Genomic DNA, 21,523 nt, shown 5'->3' with positions numbered 1-21,523 from the left:
ACCGCCGTGGCCCCGTCCGCACCAGGAACGGGGCCACGGCCGTCACTCCTCGTCCTCGTCGTCCCGCGCCAGGAACGTGGCCAGGCGTTCGATCGGGATCTCGAAGTCGGGGTTGAGGTCGACGAACGCGCGCATGCGGTCGGCGAGCCAGGTGAAGGTGACTTCCTCGTCGCCCCTGCGGGTCTCGAGCTCCTCGATGCCGCGGTCGGTGAAGTACATGGGTCCTCCGTGAACGGCCGAGCCGCCGGAACCCACGTGCACGGTTCCGGCGGCTCGGGGTGGATCGGGTACTAGTCGAACGCCTTCGTGATGATCTCGCGCTGCTCGACCTCGTGCACCTTGCTCGACCCCGCCGAGGGTGCCGCCATCGGGCGGCGGCTGACCCTGGTGGCGCGGAAGCGCTCGGGCAGCAGGTCGGGCAGTGCGAGGCCGTAGAACGGCCACGCGCCCTGGTTCGCGGGCTCCTCCTGGGTCCAGCGGACCTCGGTGGCGTTGGGGTACCGCTCCAGCGCCTCGGTGAGCTTGCGCGCGGGCACCGGGTAGAGCTGCTCGACGCGCACGACCGCGGTGTCCTTGACCGTGCGCTTCTCCTGCTCGGCGGCGAGCTCGTAGTAGATCTTGCCGCTGCACAGCACGACCTTGGTGACCTTCGAGGGCTCCGGCTTGGTCGGGTCGGGGATGACCGACTGGAAGCGCTCCTCGGTGAAGTCCTCGACCGGGCTGGTCGCGGCCTTCAGGCGCAGCATCGACTTGGGCGTGAACACCACCAGCGGCCGGTTCACGCCGTCGAGGGCGTGGCGGCGCAGCAGGTGGAAGTAGTTCGCGGGCGTCGACGGCACGGCGATCGTCATCGAGCCCTCGGCGCACAGCTGGAGGAACCGCTCGATGCGACCCGACGTGTGGTCGGGGCCCTGGCCCTCGTGGCCGTGCGGCAGCAGCAGCACGACGTCGGAGCGCTGGCCCCACTTGGCCTCACCGGAGGAGATGAACTCGTCGATGATCGGCTGGGCGCCGTTCACGAAGTCGCCGAACTGCGCCTCCCACAGCACCAGCGCGTCGCTGTTCGCGACCGAGTAGCCGTACTCGAAGCCGAGCGCGGCGAACTCCGACAGCACCGAGTCGTAGACCAGGAACTTGCCCTGCTCGTCGGACAGGTTCTGCAGCGGCGTGTACTCCGCGCCGGTCTTGCGGTCGACCAGCACCGCGTGGCGCTGCACGAACGTGCCGCGCCGCGAGTCCTGACCGGCCAGGCGGACCAGGCGGCCCTCCAGCGTCAGCGAGCCGAACGCGAGCAGCTCGGCGAACGCCCAGTCGATGCCGCCCTCGCGGGCCATCTTCGCGCGCCGCTCCAGGACCGGCTTGACGCGCGCGTGCGGCGTGAAGCCCTCCGGGAGGTTGACGTGCGCGTCGGCGATCTTCTCCAGCACCTCGACGCTGACCCCGGTGGGGAGCTTCGCGGGCACCTGCTGCTCGGACTCGACCGACGGGCTGGCCTTGGCCGGGTGCTTCTCCAGCTCGCGGACCTCGTTGAAGACGTGCTCCAGCTGGCTGGAGAAGTCCTGCAACGCCTTCTCCGCCTCTTCGACGGAGATGTCGCCGCGGCCGATCAGCGACTCGGTGTAGGTCTTGCGCACCGAGCGCTTGGTGTCGATCACGTCGTACATGGCGGGCTGCGTCATCGAGGGGTCGTCGCCCTCGTTGTGGCCGCGGCGGCGGTAGCAGACCATGTCGATCACGACGTCCTTGTTGAACGCCTGCCGGTAGTCCACCGCCAGCTTCGCGACCCAGTAGCAGGCCTCCGGGTCGTCGCCGTTCACGTGGAAGACCGGCGCGCCGATCATCTTCGCCACGTCGGTCGAGTACTTCGACGACCGCGAGTTCTCCGGCGCGGTGGTGAAGCCGACCTGGTTGTTCACGACCACGTGCACCGTGCCGCCGGTGCGGTAACCGCGCACCAGCGCCAGGTTCAGCGTCTCGGCGACCACGCCCTGGCCCGCGAACGCGGCGTCGCCGTGCATCGCGACCGGGAGGACGGAGAAGCCGTCGCCGCCCTTGTCGAGGATGTCCTGCTTCGCGCGGACGATGCCCTCGAGCACCGGGTCCACGGCTTCGAGGTGCGACGGGTTCGCGGTCAGCGACACCTTCGTCTCGCCGTCGCCGAACATCCGGAAGTACTTGCCCTCGGCGCCGAGGTGGTACTTCACGTCGCCTGAGCCGTGCGCCTGGCCGGGGTCGAGGTTGCCCTCGAACTCGCGGAAGATCTGCGAGATCGGCTTGCCCACGATGTTCGCCAGCACGTTCAGGCGGCCGCGGTGCGGCATGCCGATGACGACTTCGTCCAGCTCGTGCTCGGCGGCCTTGTCCAGCACCGCGTCGAGCAGCGGGATGACCGTCTCGCCGCCCTCGAGCGAGAACCGCTTCTGGCCGACGTACTTGGTCTGGAGGAACGTCTCGAACGCCTCGGCCGCGTTCAGCTTCGACAGGATGTACTTCTGCACGGTGGCCGGGGGCTTCTCGTGCGGGACCTCGACGCGCTCCTGGATCCAGTTGCGCTCCTCCGGTTCCAGGATGTGCATGTACTCCACGCCGACGGTGCGGCAGTAGGAGTTGCGCAGCACGCCCAGGATGTCGCGGAGCTTCATCCGCTCCTTGCCCGCGAACCCGCCGACCGGGAACTCGCGCTCCAGGTCCCACAGCGTCAGGCCGTGCGACAGGACGTCGAGGTCCTTGTGGCTGCGCTGGCGGTAGTTCAGCGGGTCCGTGTCCGCCATCAGGTGGCCGCGGGTGCGGAACGCGTCGATCAGCTCGATCACGCGGGCGGTCTTGTCGACCGAGCCCTCGGGGATGTCCGCGACCCAGCGGATCGGCTCGTACGGCAGCCGCAGCGACGTGAACACGTCGTCGTAGAAGCCGTCCTCGCCCAGCAGCAGCTGGTGGATCCGGCGCAGGAACTCGCCCGACTCGGCGCCCTGGATGATCCGGTGGTCGTACGTGGAGGTCAGCGTGATGACCTTGCTGACGCCCATGTCCGTCAGGGCCTGCTCGCTGCTGCCCTGGAAGTGCGCGGGGTACTCCATCGCGCCGACGCCGACGATCGTGCCCTGACCCGCGGTGAGGCGGGGAACCGAGTGGTTCGTGCCGATCGTGCCGGGGTTGGTCAGCGAGATCGTGGTGCCGGAGAAGTCCTCCGAGCCGAGGCCGCCGCTGCGGGCCTTGCGGATCAGGTCCTCGTAGGCCTGCCAGAACTGCGTGAACGTCATGTCCTCGCAGCCCTTGATGGAGGCCACCACGAGGGTGCGCGCGCCGTCCTTGCCGGGCAGGTCGATCGCCAGGCCGAAGTTGACGTGCTCGGGGGTCACCACGAACGGCTTGGCGTCGATGGACGCGTAGTGCCGGTTCATGTTCGGGTACGCCTTGAGCGCCCGGACGACCGCGTAGCCGATCAGGTGCGTGAAGGAGACCTTCCCGCCCCGCGTCCGCTTCAGGTGGTTGTTGATCACGATGCGGTTGTCGGCCAGCAGCTTCGCGGGCACGGCGCGCACGCTCGTCGCGGTCGGAACGGTGAGCGAGAGCTCCATGTTCTTCGCGATGGCGGCCGAGGCGCCGCGGAGCTGCTTCTGCTCCTCGCCCTCGGCGGGCTTCACCGGCGCCGCCTTCGCGGCCTGCTGCGGCGCGGGCTTGCTCGGCGTCGTCGCCTTGGGAGCGGCGGCGGCGGGCGCGGGCGCCTTGGCGGCGGGCGCCGCCTGCTTGGGCGCGGGCTTGGTGGCCGTCGCAGCCTGACCGTTGGTGTTGTCGGCCGCACGGGTGGTCGTCGGACCGGCCGCGGGGGCTGGGGCGCTCCCGTTGCCGGATGCCCGCTGCGTCGGCTTGTAGTCGGCGAAGAAATCGTGCCACGCCGGGTCTACGGACGACGGGTCGGCGAGGAACTGCTCGTACATCTCCTCGACCAGCCACTCATTGGGGCCGAACTGTGACGCAGGACTACTGCTGGACACGGCTGCCGCTCGCCTCTATCCATCTCGCTCTTGGTGTCGACATAACTCCTCGCCAGGTTAGTCCCCCGCGTATGCCACTTCACACGGAGGATGCGCCTGCCAAGGAGTGCTCCATCACAGGATCGATCAGGACCCCGTCCGTGGTGCGCCCACTTGAGCAGCACTTGAGGTGATGTCGCCGTCGACCTGGACTTACCCCGTTCCGGAATTCCCTTCACCCACTCGAACGAGGGTGTCGGAGGTTTCGGGATGTGAACCTCCGACTCCCACTTGGTGGACCGCCGTCGGGGTGTCGGCGACCCGTTTCGAGGCCCGGGGCCACCGGGCTTTCCCCTTCGGGGGTACCCCGAACGGGCGCGGCCCACCGCTCGTCCGCGAACGGGGACCACGACCTCCATGCTGACTGCTTTTCCCCTCCCGCGGGCGGCGGATCGGGATTCTTCAGGCCGCCTCCTCGGCGGGCAGGCCGAAGCGCCACAACCTGGCATACGTGCCGCCCGCCTCCAGGAGTTCAGCGTGCGTGCCCTGTTCCACGATCCGCCCGCCCGCGAGCACGACGATCCGGTCGGCGCGCGCCGCCGTCGCGAGCCGGTGGGCGACGACGAACGTGGTCCGCTTGGTGGCCAGGTGGTCGCTCGCGGCCAGCACCGCCGCCTCCGTCGCCGGGTCCAGCGCCGCGGTGGCCTCGTCGAGCAGCAGCAGGTCCGGCGCCACCAGTTCGGCCCGCGCCAGCGCCACCAGCTGCCGCTGCCCGGACGACAGGCCCTGGCCGCGTTCGCCGACCTGCTGGTGGAACGCCGACGGCAGCGAGGCCACGACCGGCAGCGCGCCCACCGCGCGGACCGCCCGCTCGACCTCGGCGTCGGAGGCGTCCGGCCGCCCGTACCGGACGTTGTCGGCCACGTCGCCGCCGAACAGGTGCGCCTCCTGCGGCACCACGCCCAGCCGCTGCCGGAACTCCGGCAGGTCGTAGGAGCGCACGTCCACCCCGTCGACGAGCACGGCGCCCTCGGTGGCGTCGTAGAACCGGGCGATCAGCTTCACCAGCGTCGACTTGCCCGCGCCCGTCGCGCCGACCAGCGCCACCGTCTCGCCCGCCGCCACGTGCAGGGACACCCGGTCCAGCGCGGGCTCGTCGGTGCCCTGGTAGCGGAAGGTCACGTCCCGCAGCTCCACCTCGCCGCGCAGCGCGGTCACGCGCACGGGATCCGCGGCGGGCGGCACGGTGCTCCGCGTCGCCAGCAGCTCGCCGATCCGCTTCAGGCCCACCCTGGCCTGCTGGTAGCCGTCGAACACCCCGGACAGCTGCATCACCGGCGCGAAGAACAGCCCCAGGTACAGCAGGAACGCCAGCAGCACGCCCGGCGTCAGCGTGCCGGCGGCCACCCGGTACGCGCCGACCGCCAGCACGGCCGCCTGTGCGACCCCGGACAGCATGGACACGAACGGGAAGTACGTCGCGATGTACCGCTGCGCCCGCAACCTGGACACCCGGTACGCGTCGCTGCGCTCGGCGAACGCCTTCGCCGACCGGCCCTCGCGGGTGTAGGCCTGCGACACCCGCAGCCCCGACACGTTCTCCTGGAGGTCGGCGTTGACCACGCTGACCCGCTCCCGCGCCTCCGTGTACGCCCGCGACGACAGGCGCTGGAACAGCACGGTCGCGACGACCAGCACCGGCAGCACGGTGAGCGCCACCAGCGCGAGCGCCGGGTCCGTCACCACCAGCGCGACCGCGATGCCGCCCACGGTCAGCACGCTGATCACCGCCGTGGTCAGCCCCGTCTGGAGGAACGTGGACAGCGCGTCCACGTCCGTCGTCATCCGGGTCATGATCCGACCGGCCATCTCGCGCTCGTAGTAGTCCAGGCCGAGCCGTTGCAGGTGCGCGTAGCTGCGCACGCGCAGCACGTAGAGCAGCCGCTCGCCGACCCGCGAGGTCAGCACGGTGTTCCAGGCGGTGCTGAACCAGTTGAGCGCCACCAGCGCCAACCCGATCGCGGCGGCCACCCAGAGCGCGGTGGTCGACCCGCCGACCACCCCGTGGTCGATGCCGTACCGGACCAGCGTGGGCAGGCCGATCGCCAGGCCCGCGTCCACCACGATCAGCAGCCCCACCAGCGCCATCGCCCACCGCGCGGGCCGCAGCAGGCTCCGCAGCCGGAAGCCGGGGTCGGGCGCGGTCGGGTCCTCGCCGGACAGCCTCGGCTGCTCCAGCGCGGGCGGCAGCGCCTTGACCTGCGCCACCAGCTCCGGGGTCGCGGGCATCCCGCCCGCCAGCGCCGACGTCGAGGCGCCCCGGCCGGACGCCGCCACCGGCTTCACCGTCCGGTTCTCCGACGCCAGCCGCGAGACGTCCTCCGGGTCGAACGACGGCCACAGCGCCGGCGTCGTGCCGTCCGGTCCGGGCTCCAGCACCGCGTCCGCGCGGGTGTCGACCTGCTCGATCGCGTCGGTCGGCCCGGCCAGCAGCTCGCGGAACAGCGCGCACCGCTCGTCCAGTTCCGCGCGGGTGCCCACGTCGACGACCCGGCCGCGGTCGAGCACCGCGATCCGGTCCGCCAGCGCCAGCGACGACCGCCGGTGCGCGATCAGCAGCGTGGTCCGCCGCGCCGTCACGGCCGCGAGCGTGTGGTGGATCGCCGACTCGGTCGCCGTGTCCACGGCGGACGTCGCGTCGTCCATCACCAGCACCCGCGGGTCGGTCAGCAGCGCCCGTGCCAGCGCCACCCGCTGCCGCTGGCCGCCGGACAGCGTCAGCCCGCGCTCACCGACCACGGTGTCGTAACCGGCGGGCAGCGCGAGGATGAACTCGTGCGCCTCGGCCGCCTGCGCCGCCGCGACGACCTGGTCGTCGGTGGCGTCCGGGCGGCCGTAGGCGATGTTGGCCCGGAGGCTGTCGGAGAAGAGGAACGCCTCCTCGAACACGACGCCGACGTTTCCGCGCAGCGACGACAGCCGCAGGTCGCGCACGTCCACGCCGCCGACGGCGATCGACCCGGCGTGGACGTCGTAGAAGCGGGGGAGCAGCAGGGACACGGTGGACTTGCCGGATCCGGCCGTGCCGACCAGTGCCAGCGTCTCGCCCGGCCGGACGTCCAGGGTCACGTCCGAGAGCACCGGTTCGCTGCGGGTGTAGCCGAAGGTCACGCCGGACAGCGAGATGCCGACCGGGCCGTCCGGCACGTCGACCGCGTCCGGCTTGTCGACCACGTCGGGCTGCGAGTCGATCAGCTCGTAGACCCGCTCGACCCCGGCGCGGGCCAGTTGGGCGTTGACCACCAGTCCCGACAGCAGCCGCGTGGGCCCGACCAGGTTCGCCACGTACGTCGCGAACGCCAGGAACGTGCCCAGGCTGACCTCGCCGTGCAGCGCCATCCAGCCGCCGAGCGCGAGGACGGCGACCTGGCCGACCGCGGGGAGCGCCGTCAGGGTCGCCGTGGGCTGGGCGGTCAGCCTGGCCGCCCGCATCCGCTCGGCGAACAGCGACCTGGCCTGGCCCTCCAGCTTGGAGACCTCGCGGACCTCCTGGCCGAAGCCCTTGACCACGCGGACGCCGGTGACCGTCTCCTCGACGTGCTGCGCGAGGTCGGCGGCGCGCTGCTGGGCGGACCAGGTCGCCGGGAACAGGACGAGTCGGCTGCGGGTCGCGATCCACGCCACCGCGGGCACGACGACCAGGGCGATAACGGTGAGCAGCGGGGACAGCCAGAGCATGGCGGCGATGGCGGCGGCGGTGAAGACGACCGTGCCGACCGCCAGCGGGACCATCGACAGGAGGCTCTGCACCAGCTGGAGGTCGGTGATCGACCGGGAGACCACCTGGCCGGTGCGCAGGACGTCCTGCTTCGCGCCGTCGAGGCGCTGGACCGCGCCGAAGACGCCCTGGCGGAGGTCGTGCTGGACGTCCAGCGCCAGCCGTCCGCCCAGGTAGCGGCGGAGGAAGGCGGTGACGAAGGTGAGCAGTTCCATGCCGACCAGGACCGCGACCAGCAGCGCGAGGCGTTCGGTGCGGCCGATCACGGCGTCGTCCACGGCCAGCTTGACCAGCAGGGGACCGGCGGCCTGGAGGCCGACGCCGAGCACGGCCGCGACCAAGGAGAGCAGCACCAGGGAGCGGTGCCGCCAGCAGGCGCGGGCCAGCTTGCGGATCCAGCCTGCCGTGCCGGATGTGCCGGGGTCGGAGGTAGTCACGTCCCCAGGTTAGGGCCACCCACCGACAGGATTCGGCCCGCGACCAGAAGGTCGCGGGCCGAGGGGGAACGAAAGGTGTCGCTGGATCAGGTGATGTCCTTGCGCTGGGTCGCGGCCCAGCCGCCGAGGAAGAACACGGCGGTCCACACCAGGAAGATCAGGCCGCTGAGCCACCAGTCGAACGCGCCCAGCGCGCCCGCGATGCCGCGGATGACCTCGACCAGCTCGTCCGGGACCACGCCCGCCGTGGACAGGAAGATGCTGGCGGCGACCGAGCCGGTGAGGCCGTTGACCGCGCCGTTCGGCAGGAAGCCGATGATCGGGACGAGGTCCTGCGCGGCCAGCACCAGCTGGATGCCGTTCTCCAGGATGAGCATGTACAGCAGCAGCACGATGGTGGTGCCGATCGGGCTGGTCATCAGGGCGCCCACACCCACGCCGAGCATGGTCATGAGGATCGACGACAGGACGCCGACCGCGGCCATCGCGATCCAGCCGGTGGCGTCCGGGAGGGCGGCGGCGTCCGAGGTGAAGGCGATGCCGATGCTGACGGCCGCGACGATCGCGACGCCGTAGATGGCGCCCCAGACGATGTAGACGATGAGCTTGGCGGACAGCGCGCCGACCCGGTTGGGGGCGGTGAGGAACGTGGTGGTGATCGTGCGGCGGTTGATCTCGTTGGAGATCGCGAGGCCGCCGAAGATCATCGGGAAGACGGTGGCGATGTTGATGCTGCGGGCCATCCCGAAGACCGACACCTGCCACTGCGACGAGTCGATGCCGAGCAGCTGGGTCAGCTCCTCGGCGTCGGCGCCGTTCACGACGTCCATGACGCTCTTGCCGATGGCCCCGGTGCCCAGCGCCCAGCCGAGCGCCAGCAGCACCGTCGGGATCATCAGACCCCACCACAACCCGGTGGTCGTGGTCTTGCGGAACTCCGCCTTGACGAGGTTCATCAACATCAGACGCCGCCCCCGTGTCCACCCTGGCCCGGCTGCTGGTAGCCGGGGGGAGGTGTTTGCTGCTGTTGCTGGTAGTCCTGCGGCGGGTACTGCGCGGGCGGGTAGCCCTGCGGCGGGTACGTCTGCGGCGGGAACTGCTGGGACGGGAACTGCTGGGACGGGGTCGGCGGGGCGTAGTAGCCGCTCTGGTTCGGCGGACCGGCGTACGGGTTCGGGGCCGCGTACGGGTTCGGGTTGGGACCCGCTCCGGTGAACTGGCCGTTGGTCAGCTGGAAGAACAGCTGCTCCAGGTCGACCCGCTCCTCCTGGATGCCGTAGATCGACACCCCGGCCTTCAGGGCGCTGTCCGCGACCTGCTTGGCGTCCACGCCGCTGATCGCGAGCCTGCCGTCCGGCACCTGCTCGATGCCGGTCACGCCGTCCGCCTGCAACGCCGCGACCAGCGCGGACGCGTCCGACGGCTGCACCAGCACCCGGCTGCGCTGCGACCCGCGGAGCTGGTCGAGGCTGCCGTAGTACATGGTCTGGCCGCGGCTGACGATCACCACCTGGTCGACGGTCTGCTCGACCTCGGCCAGCAGGTGGCTGGAGATCAGCACCGTGCGGCCCTGGCGGGCGTAGCTCTGCAGGAACGTCCGCAGCCACGCGATGCCCTCGGGGTCGAGGCCGTTCGCGGGCTCGTCGAGCACCAGCACCTGCGGGTCGCCGAGCAGCGCGGTCGCGAGCGCGAGCCGCTGCTTCATGCCCAGCGAGAACGCGCCCGCCTTGCGGTTGGCGGCCTGGCCGAGGCCGACCAGTTCCAGCACGTGGTCGGCGGCCTGGTCGGGCACGCCGATCGCGGACGCGTACACCCGCAGGTGGTTGCGGGCGGTGCGCTTGGGGTGGAACCCCTGCGCCTCCAGCACCGCGCCGACCACCCGGCCGGGGTTGCCCAGGTTCTGGAACGGCTGCCCGTTGATCAGCCCGATGCCCGCCGTCGGCGTGACGAGGCCGAGCAGCATGCGCAGCGTTGTCGTCTTCCCCGCGCCGTTGGGGCCGAGGAAGCCGGTGACCGAACCCGGTTCCACCGTGAAGCTCAGGTTCTGCACCGCGGTGACCGGACCGAACTGCTTGGTCAGGCCTTGCACCACGATGCGCCCACTGCCGTCGTGCACGCGTTCCCTCCCGATGGCGGGTGTCGTGGCCCCGCTCCGGGGTCATCCTGCCCTAACGGGAACGCCCACCTCCGGCGATCGGGTCAATCCGGCAGCGCGTGGCGCGGCCTGCCGACCACGGGGGCCCGGTGCACGCCCGGTTCCGCCATGCCGGGGACGGCGGGCAGTTCGGTGGTGCGCTCCGCGGGCGACTCGGCGGGCACCCCGTCCTCGGCCGGGTGGTGCTCCGGGTCGTCGTACTCGATCGTGGGGAACGCGGGCTCCTCCACCGAGGTCGCACCGGACGTGGGCCCGACGGCCCCTGATCGGGTGAACGGGTTGCGCAGCGGCCTGCGTCGATCGCGGTGCGCCACCCCCTCCCCGATGAGGTGCTGGTGCGCCATCGTCCAGATCTGGCACGGCCACCGCCTGCGGCGCAACCAGCCGGGGCACGCCCGGCAGCGGCTGTCCTCGTCCGGCTGGTGCACGGTCAGCAGCAGCCGCCAGCCGTCGGCGAGCCGGTGGATCTCGGCGCGCGCGAGCGGCACGAGCGATTCGGCCTCGCCGAGTTCGGCGGCCTTGTCGAGCAGCGCGAGCCGTTGCATCACGGCTTTGCGCAGAGCCTCCTCCACCCCCGGTCACCCCTCCGCTGACGAGGCGGAACTCGCCGCGGCCTTGTCCAGCAGGCGGTGCAGCCGCCGGGTCTGGGTGGCGGACATCACAGCCGACTCGCCGGGGGGTGAGACCAGCAGAACTCGGTCTTCTTCGACCAGAACGGTCATCGACCGGTCCCGACCGAAGGGGTCGTGGCAATCGATCCAGCCCTGTGGTTCAGCCATGTGCTCTCCGATCGGAGTGTGCCTGGGCTTCCGGGGTTGACGGGGTGAGAGCAGCCGAATCCGCTGCGTAACGATGTTGCCCCCTGCATAGGTGCATCGGTTGTGGGGGCCCGAAGGCGTACTGGTTCCGGGTGAATTCACTCGTTTGTTTGAGGGTCGAACACGGGCAGTGGTCCACGACCCCGAAGTTCCAGGTCTCGAATCGGTGGGGCAACTGGGCACGAAGGCCGGTTGTTGTCTAAGCTTGTGCTCGGCGACCCGCTCCCAGTGACCCCCAGGCTGGTTGAGCGGGTCGCCTCTTTCATCCCCCGGCTTCCCTTGAGCAAAACGCGTTGCCCTCACGTCCGCCGGTCTCGTACGTTGTACGTCACTCGTACAACGTAAGGGGGGAACACCGTGGAAACGCGCGCGCACCCGCAGCGCTGGCTGGTGCTCGGGGTGCTGTGCCTGTCGGTCATGGTCGTGGTCCTCGACAACACCGTGCTCAACGTGGCCATCCCGTCCATCTCCACCGGTCTGGGCGCGAGCACGGCGGACGTCCAGTGGATGATCAACGCCTACTCGCTCGTGCTCGCCGGGCTGCTGCTCACCTCGGGCGCCCTGTCCGACCGCTTCGGCCGCAAGCGCGCGCTGGTCGCCGGACTCGCGGTGTTCGGCGTCGGATCCGCCGTCGCGGCCTACGCGGGCTCACCCGAGGCGCTCATCGCCGCGCGGGCGTTCATGGGACTGGGCGCCGCGTTCCTCATGCCCGGCACGCTCGCCGTCCTCGTGCAGCTCTTCGACGAGCGCGAGCGGCCGAGGGCGATCGCCATCTGGGCCGCGGTGTCGTCCGTCGGGCTGGCGGGCGGCCCGGTCATCGGCGGCTTCCTCATCGACCGCTTCTGGTGGGGCTCGGTGTTCCTCGTCAACGTCCCGGTCGCCGCGCTCGCCGTCGCCGCCGTCGTCCTGCTGGTCCCGGAATCGAAGGACCCGACCGTCCGCAGGCCCGACGTGCCGGGTTCGGTGCTGTCCACGGTCGCCATGACGTCACTGGTCTGGGCGGTCATCTCCCAACCGGAACACGGCTGGGGCTCCGCCCGCGTGCTCACCGCCCTGGGCGTCGGCGCGGTGGCGCTGCTGGCCTTCGCCTGGTGGGAGCGCCGCACCCCGGAACCCATGCTGGACCTCGCCTTCTTCGCCGACCGCCGGTTCTCCGGCGCGATCACCGGCGGCGTGCTCGCGGCGTTCGGCATGGGCGGCTCCCTGTTCCTGCTCACCCAGCACCTCCAGTCGGTGCTCGGCTACTCGCCGCTGGAAGCGGGCGTGCGGGTCGCCCCCATGGCCATCGCGGTCCTGGTGGTCAGCAACCTGTGCGCGGGACTGGGCGCCCGGTTCGGCGCGGGCAACACGATGGCGCTCGGCATGTCCGGTGTCGCCGCGGGCCTGCTCGCGCTGTCGTCCTCCACCGCCGACGGCGGCTACACCGCGACCCTGGCGGGCCTGCTCCTGATCGGCGCGGGCGTCGGCATCGCGATGCCGGTCGCCGCGAACGCGCTCATGAGCGCCATCCCACCGGAACGGGCGGGCATCGCGTCCGGCCTGAACGGCACCCTCACCGAACTGGGCAACTCCTTCGGCATCGCCGTGCTGGGCAGCCTGCTGTCCGCGCGGTTCTCCGCCGGGCTGCCGGACGCGCTCGGGGACGGCGCGGAGCGGTCCATGTCGGCGGCGCTCCAGGCCGCGGCGGGATCGCCGGAGCTGACGCTGGCGGTGCGGGAGGCCTTCGTGTCGGGCATGTCGGTGAGCCTCGTCGTCGGCGCGTGCGCGGCCCTGCTCGGCGGGATCCTGTCCGGGCTGATGCTGCGCTGCGCGGAACGGGCGCCCGCATAGGATCCACCGCTTGTGGCCGACAAACCGCGTGACCCGGTCCTCGACAGCGTGTGGCTGGCCGAACGCAGGCCCTCGTCCGCGCAGGGGTCGCCGCTGAGCCGCGAGGCGATCGTGACGGCGGCCGTGGAGGCGCTGGACGCGGACGGGCTGGCCGCCCTGTCGATGCGCAGGCTGGCGACCAGGCTGGGCGTCGCCCCGATGTCGCTGTACTGGCACGTCCCCACCAAGGACGCGGTCCTGGAACTGGCGCTGGACGAGACCTTCGGCGAACTGGGCACTCCGGACCTCGACCGCCCCTGGACCGAGGAGATGCGGCTCCTCATGCGGCAGGTCCGGATGCTGTTCCACCGCCACCCGTGGCTGCCCCAGGTCCAGGGCCGCTACCCCAACATCGGCCCGAACGCCGTGGCGCTGACCGAATCCGTGTTCACCGTCCTGCGCGGCACGGGTCTGTCGATGGTCGAGGCGAGCCGCGCGGGCAGCACCGTGATCAGCTTCGTGGTCGGCTTCGCCACGTCCGAGGTCCGCTGGGCCGAGGAGACGACCGGGACCGCGCAGCCCGACCAGGCCTGGGTCACCGCGATCGTCGAGCGCTACCGCGACCGGTTCCCGCTGTTCGCGGCCCAGTTCGACATCCCGGAGCTGTGGGAGGCCGACACCCGGTTCGACTACGGCCTCGACCGCGTGATCGCGGGAGTGGAAACGCGAACCGGGCAGCCACCTCGGTAGCCGCCCGGCCCGCTCCGCAACGCGGTCAGACGACCTGGTCCAGCGGCGTGTGCGCAAGCGAGTGCGCCTCCGCCACCGGGAGGTTGACGAGCTGACCGTCGTGGACGTTCACACCGAGCGCGAGGGACCTGTCCGCGCGCAGGGCGGGCTGCCAGCCCCTGTCCGCCAGCGCCACCGCGTACGGCAGCGTGACGTTGGTGAGGGCGTAGGTGGACGTGCGCGGCACGGCGCCGGGCATGTTCGCGACGCAGTAGAAGACGGTGTCGTGGACCGCGTACGTCGGGTCCGCGTGGGTCGTGGGACGGGAGTCGGCGAAGCAGCCGCCCTGGTCGATCGCGATGTCGACCAGCACCGCGCCCGGCCGCATCCGCGACACCAGCTCGTTGCTGACCAGCTTCGGGGCCTTGGCGCCGGGCACGAGCACCGCGCCGATCACCAGGTCGGCCTCGCGCACGGCCTGGTCGACGGCGTAGCTGTTGGACGCGATGGTGCGCAGCCCGCCGCGGAACTGGGCGTCGATCTGCCGCAGCCGGTCCACGTTCGTGTCGAGGATCTGCACGTCGGCGCCCATGCCGACGGCGATCGTCGCCGCGTTCAGACCCGCCACACCGCCACCGATCACCACGACCCGCGCCGGAGCCACACCGGGCACACCGCCGGGCAGCACACCCCGGCCGCCGGAGGGCTTCATCAGCGCGAACGCGCCGACCTGCGGCGCCAGCCTGCCCGCGACCTCGGACATCGGGGCCAGCAGCGGAAGGGCGCCGTTCGCGGTCTGCACCGTCTCGTAGGCGATCGCCGTGGTGCCGGACGCCAGCAGCGCGCCGGTCAACGGCCGGTCGGCGGCCAGGTGCAGGTAGGTGAACAGCACCTGCCCGGCCCGCAACCGCGGGTACTCCTCGGCGATGGGCTCCTTCACCTTGAGCACCAGCTCACCCTCGGCCCACACCTCGTCGGCCGACGCCAGCACCTTGGCACCCGCCGACGTGTACTCCTCATCGGTGATGGCGGAACCGAGACCGGCACCCGCCTCGACGAACACGTCGTGGCCGCGACTGGTCAGCTCATGCGCACCGGCGGGCGTCAACGCGACGCGGTACTCGTGGTTCTTGATCTCGCGGGGGACGGCGATCCGCACGGTGACTCCTTCGACCTAGGAGAGCGGGAGCTGGGCTGTTGCCTCAAAGGTCCGGCATGGCCCGACCACTGTCATCGTGCTCCCGGCACCATTCGACAGGGGGTCGGTTGTGCGAACGGCACAACACCCGGAGGTTTGCGGATCCGTACGCGCGTTGACACCCGATCGGTGGCGACATAGCTTTCAGCCGTTCGCCAACTGAAGAACGGCCGAGGCGCCCACCAGGCGCCGCACCCCGAGCGGGAGAGCCCCCGGCAGCAGCCGGGGCGCCGAAGGAGCAAGTACCCCGCACACTCTCAGGCAACGAGAACCGCTCGGGCGAGGCGACTCTGGAAAGCGTGCTCCGGCGCGCACCCACGGTGCAAACCGCGTCCGCGCGGTGAAGCTCTCAGGTCCCATGACAGAGGGGGAGTCGGACCGACCCGAGGGTCGGCGTGGTTGACGCGCGCCGGCCACGAGCCCCGTGGAGAGCCGCTGTGGAGTTCCCCGAAAACCTCCTCTACACCCCCGAGCACGAATGGGTCGACTGGACGCCCGGCACGCAGGAGCCGGTCACGGTCGGCGTCACGGCCTACGCCGCCGAGTCGCTGGGCGACCTCGTGTTCGTGCAGCTGCCCGAGGTCGGCGAACGCGTGACCTCCGGCGCCGTGTGCGGCGAACTGGAGTCGACCAAGTCCGTGAGCGACCTGTACGCGCCGGTCAGCGGCGAAGTCGTCGAGATCAACAAGGCCGTGGCCGACGACCCGGCCCTGATCAACTCCGATCCGTACGCGGCGGGCTGGCTGTTCCGCGTGCGCGTCGAGAACGCCGAGGGCCTCCTCACCGCCGCGAAGTACGCGGAACTGACGGGCAACTGATGGCGATCAGCGTCTTCGACCTGTTCTCCGTCGGCATCGGACCCTCCAGCTCGCACACGGTCGGCCCGATGCGCGCCGCCTCGATGTTCGCCGACCGGCTCCGGTCGCGCGGCTTCCTCGACGACGTCGCCCGCGTCCACGCCGAGCTGTTCGGCTCGCTCGGCGCCACCGGCCACGGCCACGGCAGCCCCAAGGCCGTGCTGCTCGGCCTGGAGGGCCTGCGGCCCGAGGAGGTCGACCCCACCGAGGCCGACGTCCGCGCCGAGGAGATCCGGCAGACCGGCAGGCTGCGCCTCGCGGGCACGCACGAGATCGGGTTCGTGCACGACAAGCACCTGGTCATGCACCGCCGCAAGTCGCTTCCCCTGCACCCCAACGGAATGCGCTTCGAGGCGTTCACGGCTTCCGGGGAGTCGCTGGACCACGCCGTCTACTACTCGGTCGGCGGCGGGTTCATCGTCGACGAGAACGCCAGCGGCACCGACCGGATCAAGGCCGACACCACACCACTGCCGCACCCGTTCCTCACCGGCGACGACCTGCTGGCCCGCACCAGGGAAACCGGCCTGCCGATCAGCTCGGTCATGCTGGAGAACGAGCAGTCGTGGCGCGCCGAGGCGGACATCCGCTCCGGCCTCCTGCACATCTGGCACGTGATGCAGGAGTGCGTGGAACGCGGCTGCACCGTCGACGGCATCCTCCCCGGCGGCCTCAAGGTGCGCAGGCGCGCCGCCGAGATGCGCAAAACCCTTGCGGGCGAACACTTCGCGACCGACCCGCTCCGCGTCATGGACTGGGTCACCCTGTTCGCCCTGGCCGTCAACGAGGAGAACGCCGCGGGCGGCCGCGTGGTCACCGCCCCGACCAACGGCGCGGCGGGCATCGTCCCGGCCGTCCTGCACTACTACACCCGTTTCGTACCAGGCGCTTCCGACGACGGCGTGGTCCGCTTCCTGCTCACCGCGGGCGCGGTCGGCGTGCTGTTCAAGGAGAACGCCTCCATCTCCGGCGCCGAGGTCGGCTGCCAGGGCGAGGTCGGCTCGGCGTGCTCGATGGCGGCGGGCGGACTGGCCGAGGTCATGGGCGGCACCCCCGAACAGGTGGAGAACGCCGCCGAGATCGCCATGGAGCACAACCTCGGCCTCACCTGCGACCCCATCGGCGGCCTGGTGCAGATCCCGTGCATCGAGCGCAACGCGCTGGCCGCCATCAAGGCGATCACCGCGGCCCGCATGGCGCTGCGCGGCGACGGCTCGCACTTCGTGTCGCTCGACAAGGTCATCAAGACCATGCGGGAGACCGGCCGCGACATGTCCGTGAAGTACAAGGAAACCGCCCGCGGCGGCCTGGCCGTCAACGTCATCGAGTGCTGATCGCGGGCGCCCGCACCGCGAGGCGGTGCCGGGCGCCCGCGTAGTGTCGGATCCGAATCGGCAACCACAACTCGGGAGTCTCGGATGAAGCTGCTGGTCACCGGCGGCGCCGGCTACATCGGCAGTGCCACGGTCGTGGCGCTGCTGGCCGCGGGTCACGCCGTTGAGGTGCTGGACGACCTGTCCACCGGCTTCGCCGACAACGTGCCGGACGGCGCGGTGCTGCACGAGTTGCCGCTCAGCGCGGCGGCGCAGGTGCTGGACCCGACCTACGACGGCGTCCTGCACCTGGCGGCCAAGATCTCCGTCGCCGAATCGGTGTGCAAGCCGGACCTCTACTTCGACGTCAACGTGCGCGGCACCATGTCGCTGCTGGACGCCATGCGCACCAACGACGTGAAGCGGCTGATCTTCTCCTCGACGGGCTCGATGTACGCCTCGGCGGGACTTGAGCCGTTGACCGAGGAGTCGACGGTCGACCCGCAGAACCCCTACGCCGCCAGCAAGTCCATTGTGGACATGATGCTGCCGTGGGAGTGCCAGGCGTCCGGCCTCGGCGCGGTGAGCCTGCGGTACTTCAACGCGGCGGGCGCCAGCGGACAACTCGGCGAACGGCACACACCGGAGACCCACCTGATCCCGATGGTGCTGGACGTGGCGGCGGGCAGGCGCGAGGAGTTCCTGCTGTTCGGCGACGACTACCCCACCCCGGACGGCACCCCGGTCCGCGACTACATCCACATCGAGGACCTGGCCACGGCGCACGTCCTGGCACTGGAAGCGGCCGAGCCCGGCAAGCACAAGATCTACAACCTGGGCAACGGCCGCGGCTTCTCCAACCGCGAGGTCGTCGACGCGGTCCGCGAGGTGACCGGCCGCCCGGTCCCGGTCCGGACGGCGCCGCGGCGTGAGGGCGACGCGGTGGCCAGCGTCGCGTCGGCGGACAAGGCGCGCACCGAACTCGGCTGGCGCCAGGCGAAGCCCGAACTGCGCGACATCATCGCCGACGCCTGGGCGTTCCACCGCGGGTGAGCGGGGTGGGGAGTCCGGGACGGCGTGGCCGGGTGGTGTGGCCTGGCGGTGTGCTGGGCGGTGCGGCTGGGCGGTGCGGCCTGACGGCGAGTCGCGGACCGCGTGGCTGGGACGGTGTGGACAACAGAAAGCCCAGGATCGCGTGACGGGATGGCGCGAGCCTGGGCGGCATGAACGGGCCGCGTGAGCGGACGGAGAGCCCCCGACCGCGTGAACGGACCGCATGAAGCGGACCGCACGAACGGACGGGGAGCCCCAGGCCACGTGGATGGGCGGCGTGGCCGGACCGCATGAGCGGAGGGGGAGCCCCGGACCGCAGGGCTCCCCGGCGCAGGTCAGACGGGCACGTCAGGCCAGCACATCAGGCTGGCGCGTCAGGTAGGCAGGCAAGCACGTCAGACGGGCACGTTAGTCAGCACGTCGGGCCAGCACCGTCAGACGGGCACGTCAGGTCAGGCGGCCAGCACGTCAGACGGGCACGTCAGGCGGCCAGCACGTCAGACGGGCACGTCAGGCGGCCAGCACATCAGGCCAGCACGTCAGACGGGCAGGTCAGGCGGCCAGCACATCAGGCCGGCACGTCAAGCGGGCAGCACGGCCTCGATGGCCTTGACGACGGCCTCGTCGTCGGGCGTCGTGCGCGGGCGGAAGCGGGCGACGACCTCGCCCTCGGGGCTGATCAGGAACTTCTCGAAGTTCCACGCCACGTCACCGGCGGCGCCGTCGGCGTCGGCCTTCTTGGTCAGCTCCGCGTACACGGGGTGCTGGCCGTCGCCGTTCACCTCGACCTTCTCGAACAGCGGGAACGTCACCCCGTACGTGGTGGAGCAGAACGTCTCGATCTCCTCGGACGTCCCCGGCTCCTGGCCCGCGAACTGGTTGCACGGGAACCCGACGACGGAGAAGCCCTGCTCGCCGTACTGCTTCTGGAGCTGCTCCAGCCCGGTGTACTGCGGCGTGAGCCCGCACTTGGAGGCCACGTTCACGACGAGCAGCGCCTTGCCGCGCAGCGGCGCCAGCGTGGTGGGCTCGCCGGAGATCGTGTTGACCGGAATGTCGTAGATGCTCAAGTCTTCGTCGCCCTTCGAGTTGACTCGTCTCCCTTCACCCTACGTCGGGGGACCGGCGGTCGACCGGGGCGTGCGGTGACCGTGGTGGTGGGTGGTGACTGCTCTGTTTCCCACAACGTTGAGAGCGCTTCCACGAATCCGCTTATCCCTGTTGATCGCGGGGTTCGTGTGCCTCTACAGAGGAGTATGCACGCTTCCGACGACCGCCGCGACCTGGGGAAATGCCATAGCCGTCACTCGATTGGGGGAACTTGTCCCAGGGGGTGCGGATCGAGCCTTGCCCCAGCGGGCTGGTCTGCGCGTAGACCCCTAGGGAACGACCTCTCAGAACTGGAACACGTCGCCCGTCCTGCCGTGCATGACGCAGGTGTTGGAGAACGTCTGGTCGAACTTCCGCGGTTGGCCGTGCCAGGTGCCGGTGGCGGTGGCGCGCACGGGGTCGTAGACGAGCGTGCAGATCGGGTTGCCGTCCGATTGGGCGCCGATGTGGCCGTCGACGCGGTCCAGCGAGTCGCACGCGGCCTGGGCGCGGGGGTGGGTGCCGCCGACCGGCTCGCACTGGAGGTCGACCGTGCGCAGGACGCGGTTCACGCCGTCCGTCACGGACAGCACGATCGCGGAGGCGGGAACGAGGTCGGCGGGCGGCGGGAGGGTGCTGAAGGGGAGGAGCGCGGCCAGGAGGAGCGGGAGTGGTGCCATGCGTCCACACTGGCGCGCGGCGCCGCCGATCCACGACCCAACTCGGCGGTAACACCGGATCGGGTGGTCCCGGTGGTCACGCGGGTTCGGGCGCGGTCTGGTCAGGACAAGATCGACTCGGCACGCTGGGGCGATGGGGACACCAGGTGTGCGTCGGGTCGCGTTCGCCAGTTCCGCGGGCAACGCCGTGGAGCTCTACGATTTCCTGCTCTACGGCACCGCGTCCGCGCTGGTGTTCGACAAGCTGTTCTTCCCGTCGTTCGACGAGCGGATCGGCACGCTGCTGTCGCTGGCCACGTTCGGCGCGGGGTTCCTCGCCCGGCCGTTGGGCGGCGCGGTGATCGGCCACTTCGGCGACCGGATCGGGCGGCGCGCGATGCTCGTGATGACGCTGACCGTCACGGGCGTGTGCACGGCGCTGATCGGGGTGCTGCCGACGTACTCGTCGGTCGGTCTCCTGGCGCCGGTCCTGCTGGTCCTGCTGCGCCTGGTGCAGGGGTTCTTCCTGGGCGGCGAGCAGGGCGGGGCGACGCTGATGGTGGTCGAGCACGCGCCCCCGGAGCGGGCCGGGTGGTACGGCAGTTGGACGTTCCTGGGGTCGCCGCTGGGGCTGCTGCTGGCGAGCGCGGCGATGTCGTTGTCGGTCAGCGTCTCCGGCGACGATTTCCTGGACTGGGGTTGGCGGGTGCCGTTCCTGTTCAGCCTGGTGCTGGTCGGGGTCGGGCTGTACGTGCGGCTGTCGGTGCAGGAGAGCCCGGTGTTCCGGGCGACCCGCGCCAGGGGCGAGACCGTGAGGCTGCCGATTGTGGAGGTGCTGCGCGGCCATTGGCGCACGGTGCTCCTGGGCGCGGGCGTGAACTTCGGGTTCAACATGTTCATCTTCATGCTGGCCACGTTCGCGGCGTCGTACGGGACCAAGCAGCTCGGCATGCCCCGGTCCGTGCTGCTCAACGCGACGCTGATCGGCGCGTTCGCCCAAGCCGTCGCGATCCTGCTGTTCGCCCGGCTGTCCGACCGGGTCGGGCGGCTGCCGGTGATGCTCGGCGGCGCGGGGTTCCTGGCGGTGTTCGCGTTCCCGCTGTTCTGGCTGCTCGACACCCGCCAGCCGAGCCTGGTCGTGCTGGCGATGGTGATCGGGTTCGCCGGGTCGGCCGCGATCTTCGGGCCGATGCCCGCGTACTACGCGGAGCTGTTCGGCCCGAAGATCCGCTACACCGGGGTGTCGGTGAGCTACCAGCTGGGCGCGGTGCTCGGCGGCGGCCTGTCCCCGCTGATCGCCGCCGCGCTGCTCGGCCTGACCGCCGACCACGCCAGTTGGCCGGTGTCGCTCTACCTCGTCGGCGGCGCGCTGGTCAGCGGGCTGTGCCTCCTGGCGATCGGTGAGACGATCAGCGGTCGAGCACGACGTCCAGAACCTGCCGAACGCTAGCCGCCGGGTCGAGCACGAGGTCCGGGCTGCGCCACGCGACGACGCCGTCCGGGCGGACCAGGGAGGCTCCGCGCTCACCGATCCCGTACTTGGCCGCGAGCTGCCCGGTCGGGTCGGTGAGCGCCGGAACCTCGACGCCGCAGTCCTTCCACGCCGGGTCGAGGGTGACCAGCACCCACCCGTGGCCGACAGGTCCACAATGGA

The 21,523-nt window shown here is 71.0% G+C and carries 17 protein-coding genes and 1 riboswitch; of the genes, 6 read left to right on the top strand and 11 right to left on the bottom strand.

Annotated elements, in window-relative coordinates; all coding sequences use genetic code 11:
• Positions 1-42 precede the first annotated feature (42 nt).
• From RM788_RS20235 to RM788_RS20205, 7 genes are all read right to left on the bottom strand, one after another.
• A complete protein-coding gene (locus RM788_RS20235; RefSeq protein ID WP_315933275.1) occupies positions 43-219 on the bottom strand; it encodes a DUF6104 family protein in 177 nt (58 codons plus the stop codon).
• Positions 220-290: 71 nt separating this feature from the next.
• Positions 291-3,995, bottom strand: a complete 3,705-nt coding sequence (locus RM788_RS20230) for a multifunctional oxoglutarate decarboxylase/oxoglutarate dehydrogenase thiamine pyrophosphate-binding subunit/dihydrolipoyllysine-residue succinyltransferase subunit (protein WP_315933274.1) — start codon at positions 3,993-3,995, stop codon at positions 291-293.
• A gap of 441 nt (positions 3,996-4,436) precedes the next feature.
• Entirely contained in the window at positions 4,437-8,189 is a 3,753-nt protein-coding gene (locus RM788_RS20225) for an ABC transporter ATP-binding protein (RefSeq protein ID WP_315933273.1), read from the bottom strand.
• An 86-nt stretch (positions 8,190-8,275) separates the two neighbouring features.
• Positions 8,276-9,151: an ABC-2 transporter permease gene (locus RM788_RS20220; protein WP_315933272.1), complete on the bottom strand. Its 876-nt coding sequence runs from the start codon at positions 9,149-9,151 to the stop codon at positions 8,276-8,278.
• Complete coding sequence (locus tag RM788_RS20215) at positions 9,151-10,305, bottom strand: ABC transporter ATP-binding protein (protein ID WP_315933271.1); 1,155 nt, start codon at positions 10,303-10,305, stop codon at positions 9,151-9,153. The genes RM788_RS20220 and RM788_RS20215 overlap by 1 nt, the downstream gene beginning before the upstream one ends.
• Positions 10,306-10,388: 83 nt before the next feature.
• Positions 10,389-10,916: a hypothetical protein gene (locus RM788_RS20210; RefSeq protein ID WP_315933270.1), complete on the bottom strand. Its 528-nt coding sequence runs from the start codon at positions 10,914-10,916 to the stop codon at positions 10,389-10,391.
• A 6-nt stretch (positions 10,917-10,922) separates the two neighbouring features.
• The gene (locus RM788_RS20205; RefSeq protein ID WP_315933269.1) at positions 10,923-11,066 is read right to left on the bottom strand and encodes a hypothetical protein; all 144 of its coding nucleotides are present in this window, start codon (positions 11,064-11,066) and stop codon (positions 10,923-10,925) included.
• Positions 11,067-11,519: 453 nt separating this feature from the next.
• Here RM788_RS20205 and RM788_RS20200 point away from each other — a divergent pair, with 453 nt between their 5' ends.
• On the top strand, positions 11,520-12,992 hold the full coding sequence (locus RM788_RS20200) for an MFS transporter (protein WP_315933268.1): 1,473 nt from the start codon (positions 11,520-11,522) through the stop codon (positions 12,990-12,992).
• 12 nt (positions 12,993-13,004) lie between these two features.
• The gene (locus RM788_RS20195) at positions 13,005-13,721 is read left to right on the top strand and encodes a TetR/AcrR family transcriptional regulator (protein WP_315933267.1); all 717 of its coding nucleotides are present in this window, start codon (positions 13,005-13,007) and stop codon (positions 13,719-13,721) included.
• A 25-nt stretch (positions 13,722-13,746) separates the two neighbouring features.
• Here the strand turns inward: RM788_RS20195 and ald are convergent, their stop codons facing one another.
• Positions 13,747-14,859: an alanine dehydrogenase gene (gene ald / locus RM788_RS20190; RefSeq protein ID WP_315933266.1), complete on the bottom strand. Its 1,113-nt coding sequence runs from the start codon at positions 14,857-14,859 to the stop codon at positions 13,747-13,749.
• A 230-nt stretch (positions 14,860-15,089) separates the two neighbouring features.
• A riboswitch (glycine riboswitch) is annotated at positions 15,090-15,182 on the top strand.
• A gap of 153 nt (positions 15,183-15,335) precedes the next feature.
• On the opposite strand from ald, the gene gcvH reads away from it, so the two are divergent.
• From gcvH to galE, 3 genes are all read left to right on the top strand, one after another.
• Entirely contained in the window at positions 15,336-15,716 is a 381-nt protein-coding gene (gene gcvH / locus RM788_RS20185) for a glycine cleavage system protein GcvH (RefSeq protein ID WP_315933265.1), read from the top strand.
• Positions 15,716-17,089, top strand: coding sequence for an L-serine ammonia-lyase (locus RM788_RS20180; RefSeq protein WP_315933264.1), 1,374 nt, complete (start codon positions 15,716-15,718; stop codon positions 17,087-17,089). The genes gcvH and RM788_RS20180 overlap by 1 nt, the downstream gene beginning before the upstream one ends.
• A gap of 84 nt (positions 17,090-17,173) precedes the next feature.
• Complete coding sequence (gene galE / locus RM788_RS20175) at positions 17,174-18,121, top strand: UDP-glucose 4-epimerase GalE (protein WP_315933263.1); 948 nt, start codon at positions 17,174-17,176, stop codon at positions 18,119-18,121.
• Between the two features lie 581 nt (positions 18,122-18,702).
• On the opposite strand, the gene RM788_RS20170 is transcribed toward galE, so the two are convergent.
• Both RM788_RS20170 and RM788_RS20165 read right to left on the bottom strand, forming a co-directional pair.
• Positions 18,703-19,191 carry a glutathione peroxidase gene (locus tag RM788_RS20170; protein WP_315933262.1) on the bottom strand — a complete coding sequence of 163 codons (489 nt, stop codon included), beginning with the start codon at positions 19,189-19,191 and terminating at the stop codon, positions 18,703-18,705.
• Between the two features lie 324 nt (positions 19,192-19,515).
• Positions 19,516-19,890, bottom strand: a complete 375-nt coding sequence (locus RM788_RS20165) for an SSI family serine proteinase inhibitor (protein ID WP_315933261.1) — start codon at positions 19,888-19,890, stop codon at positions 19,516-19,518.
• A gap of 133 nt (positions 19,891-20,023) precedes the next feature.
• Here RM788_RS20165 and RM788_RS20160 point away from each other — a divergent pair, with 133 nt between their 5' ends.
• Positions 20,024-21,319, top strand: a complete 1,296-nt coding sequence (locus tag RM788_RS20160; protein WP_315933260.1) for an MFS transporter — start codon at positions 20,024-20,026, stop codon at positions 21,317-21,319.
• Here the strand turns inward: RM788_RS20160 and RM788_RS20155 are convergent.
• Positions 21,279-21,494 (bottom strand): aromatic-ring hydroxylase C-terminal domain-containing protein, encoded by a 216-nt coding sequence (locus tag RM788_RS20155; RefSeq protein WP_315933259.1) that lies wholly within the window; start codon positions 21,492-21,494, stop codon positions 21,279-21,281. The genes RM788_RS20160 and RM788_RS20155 overlap by 41 nt on opposite strands.
• Between the last annotated feature and the right edge of the window lie 29 nt (positions 21,495-21,523).

The organism is Umezawaea sp. Da 62-37, assembly GCF_032460545.1.
Classification (GTDB): domain Bacteria; phylum Actinomycetota; class Actinomycetes; order Mycobacteriales; family Pseudonocardiaceae; genus Umezawaea.
Note: the sequence above shows the minus strand (reverse complement) of the source record. Positions and strands in the feature narration are given on the sequence as shown.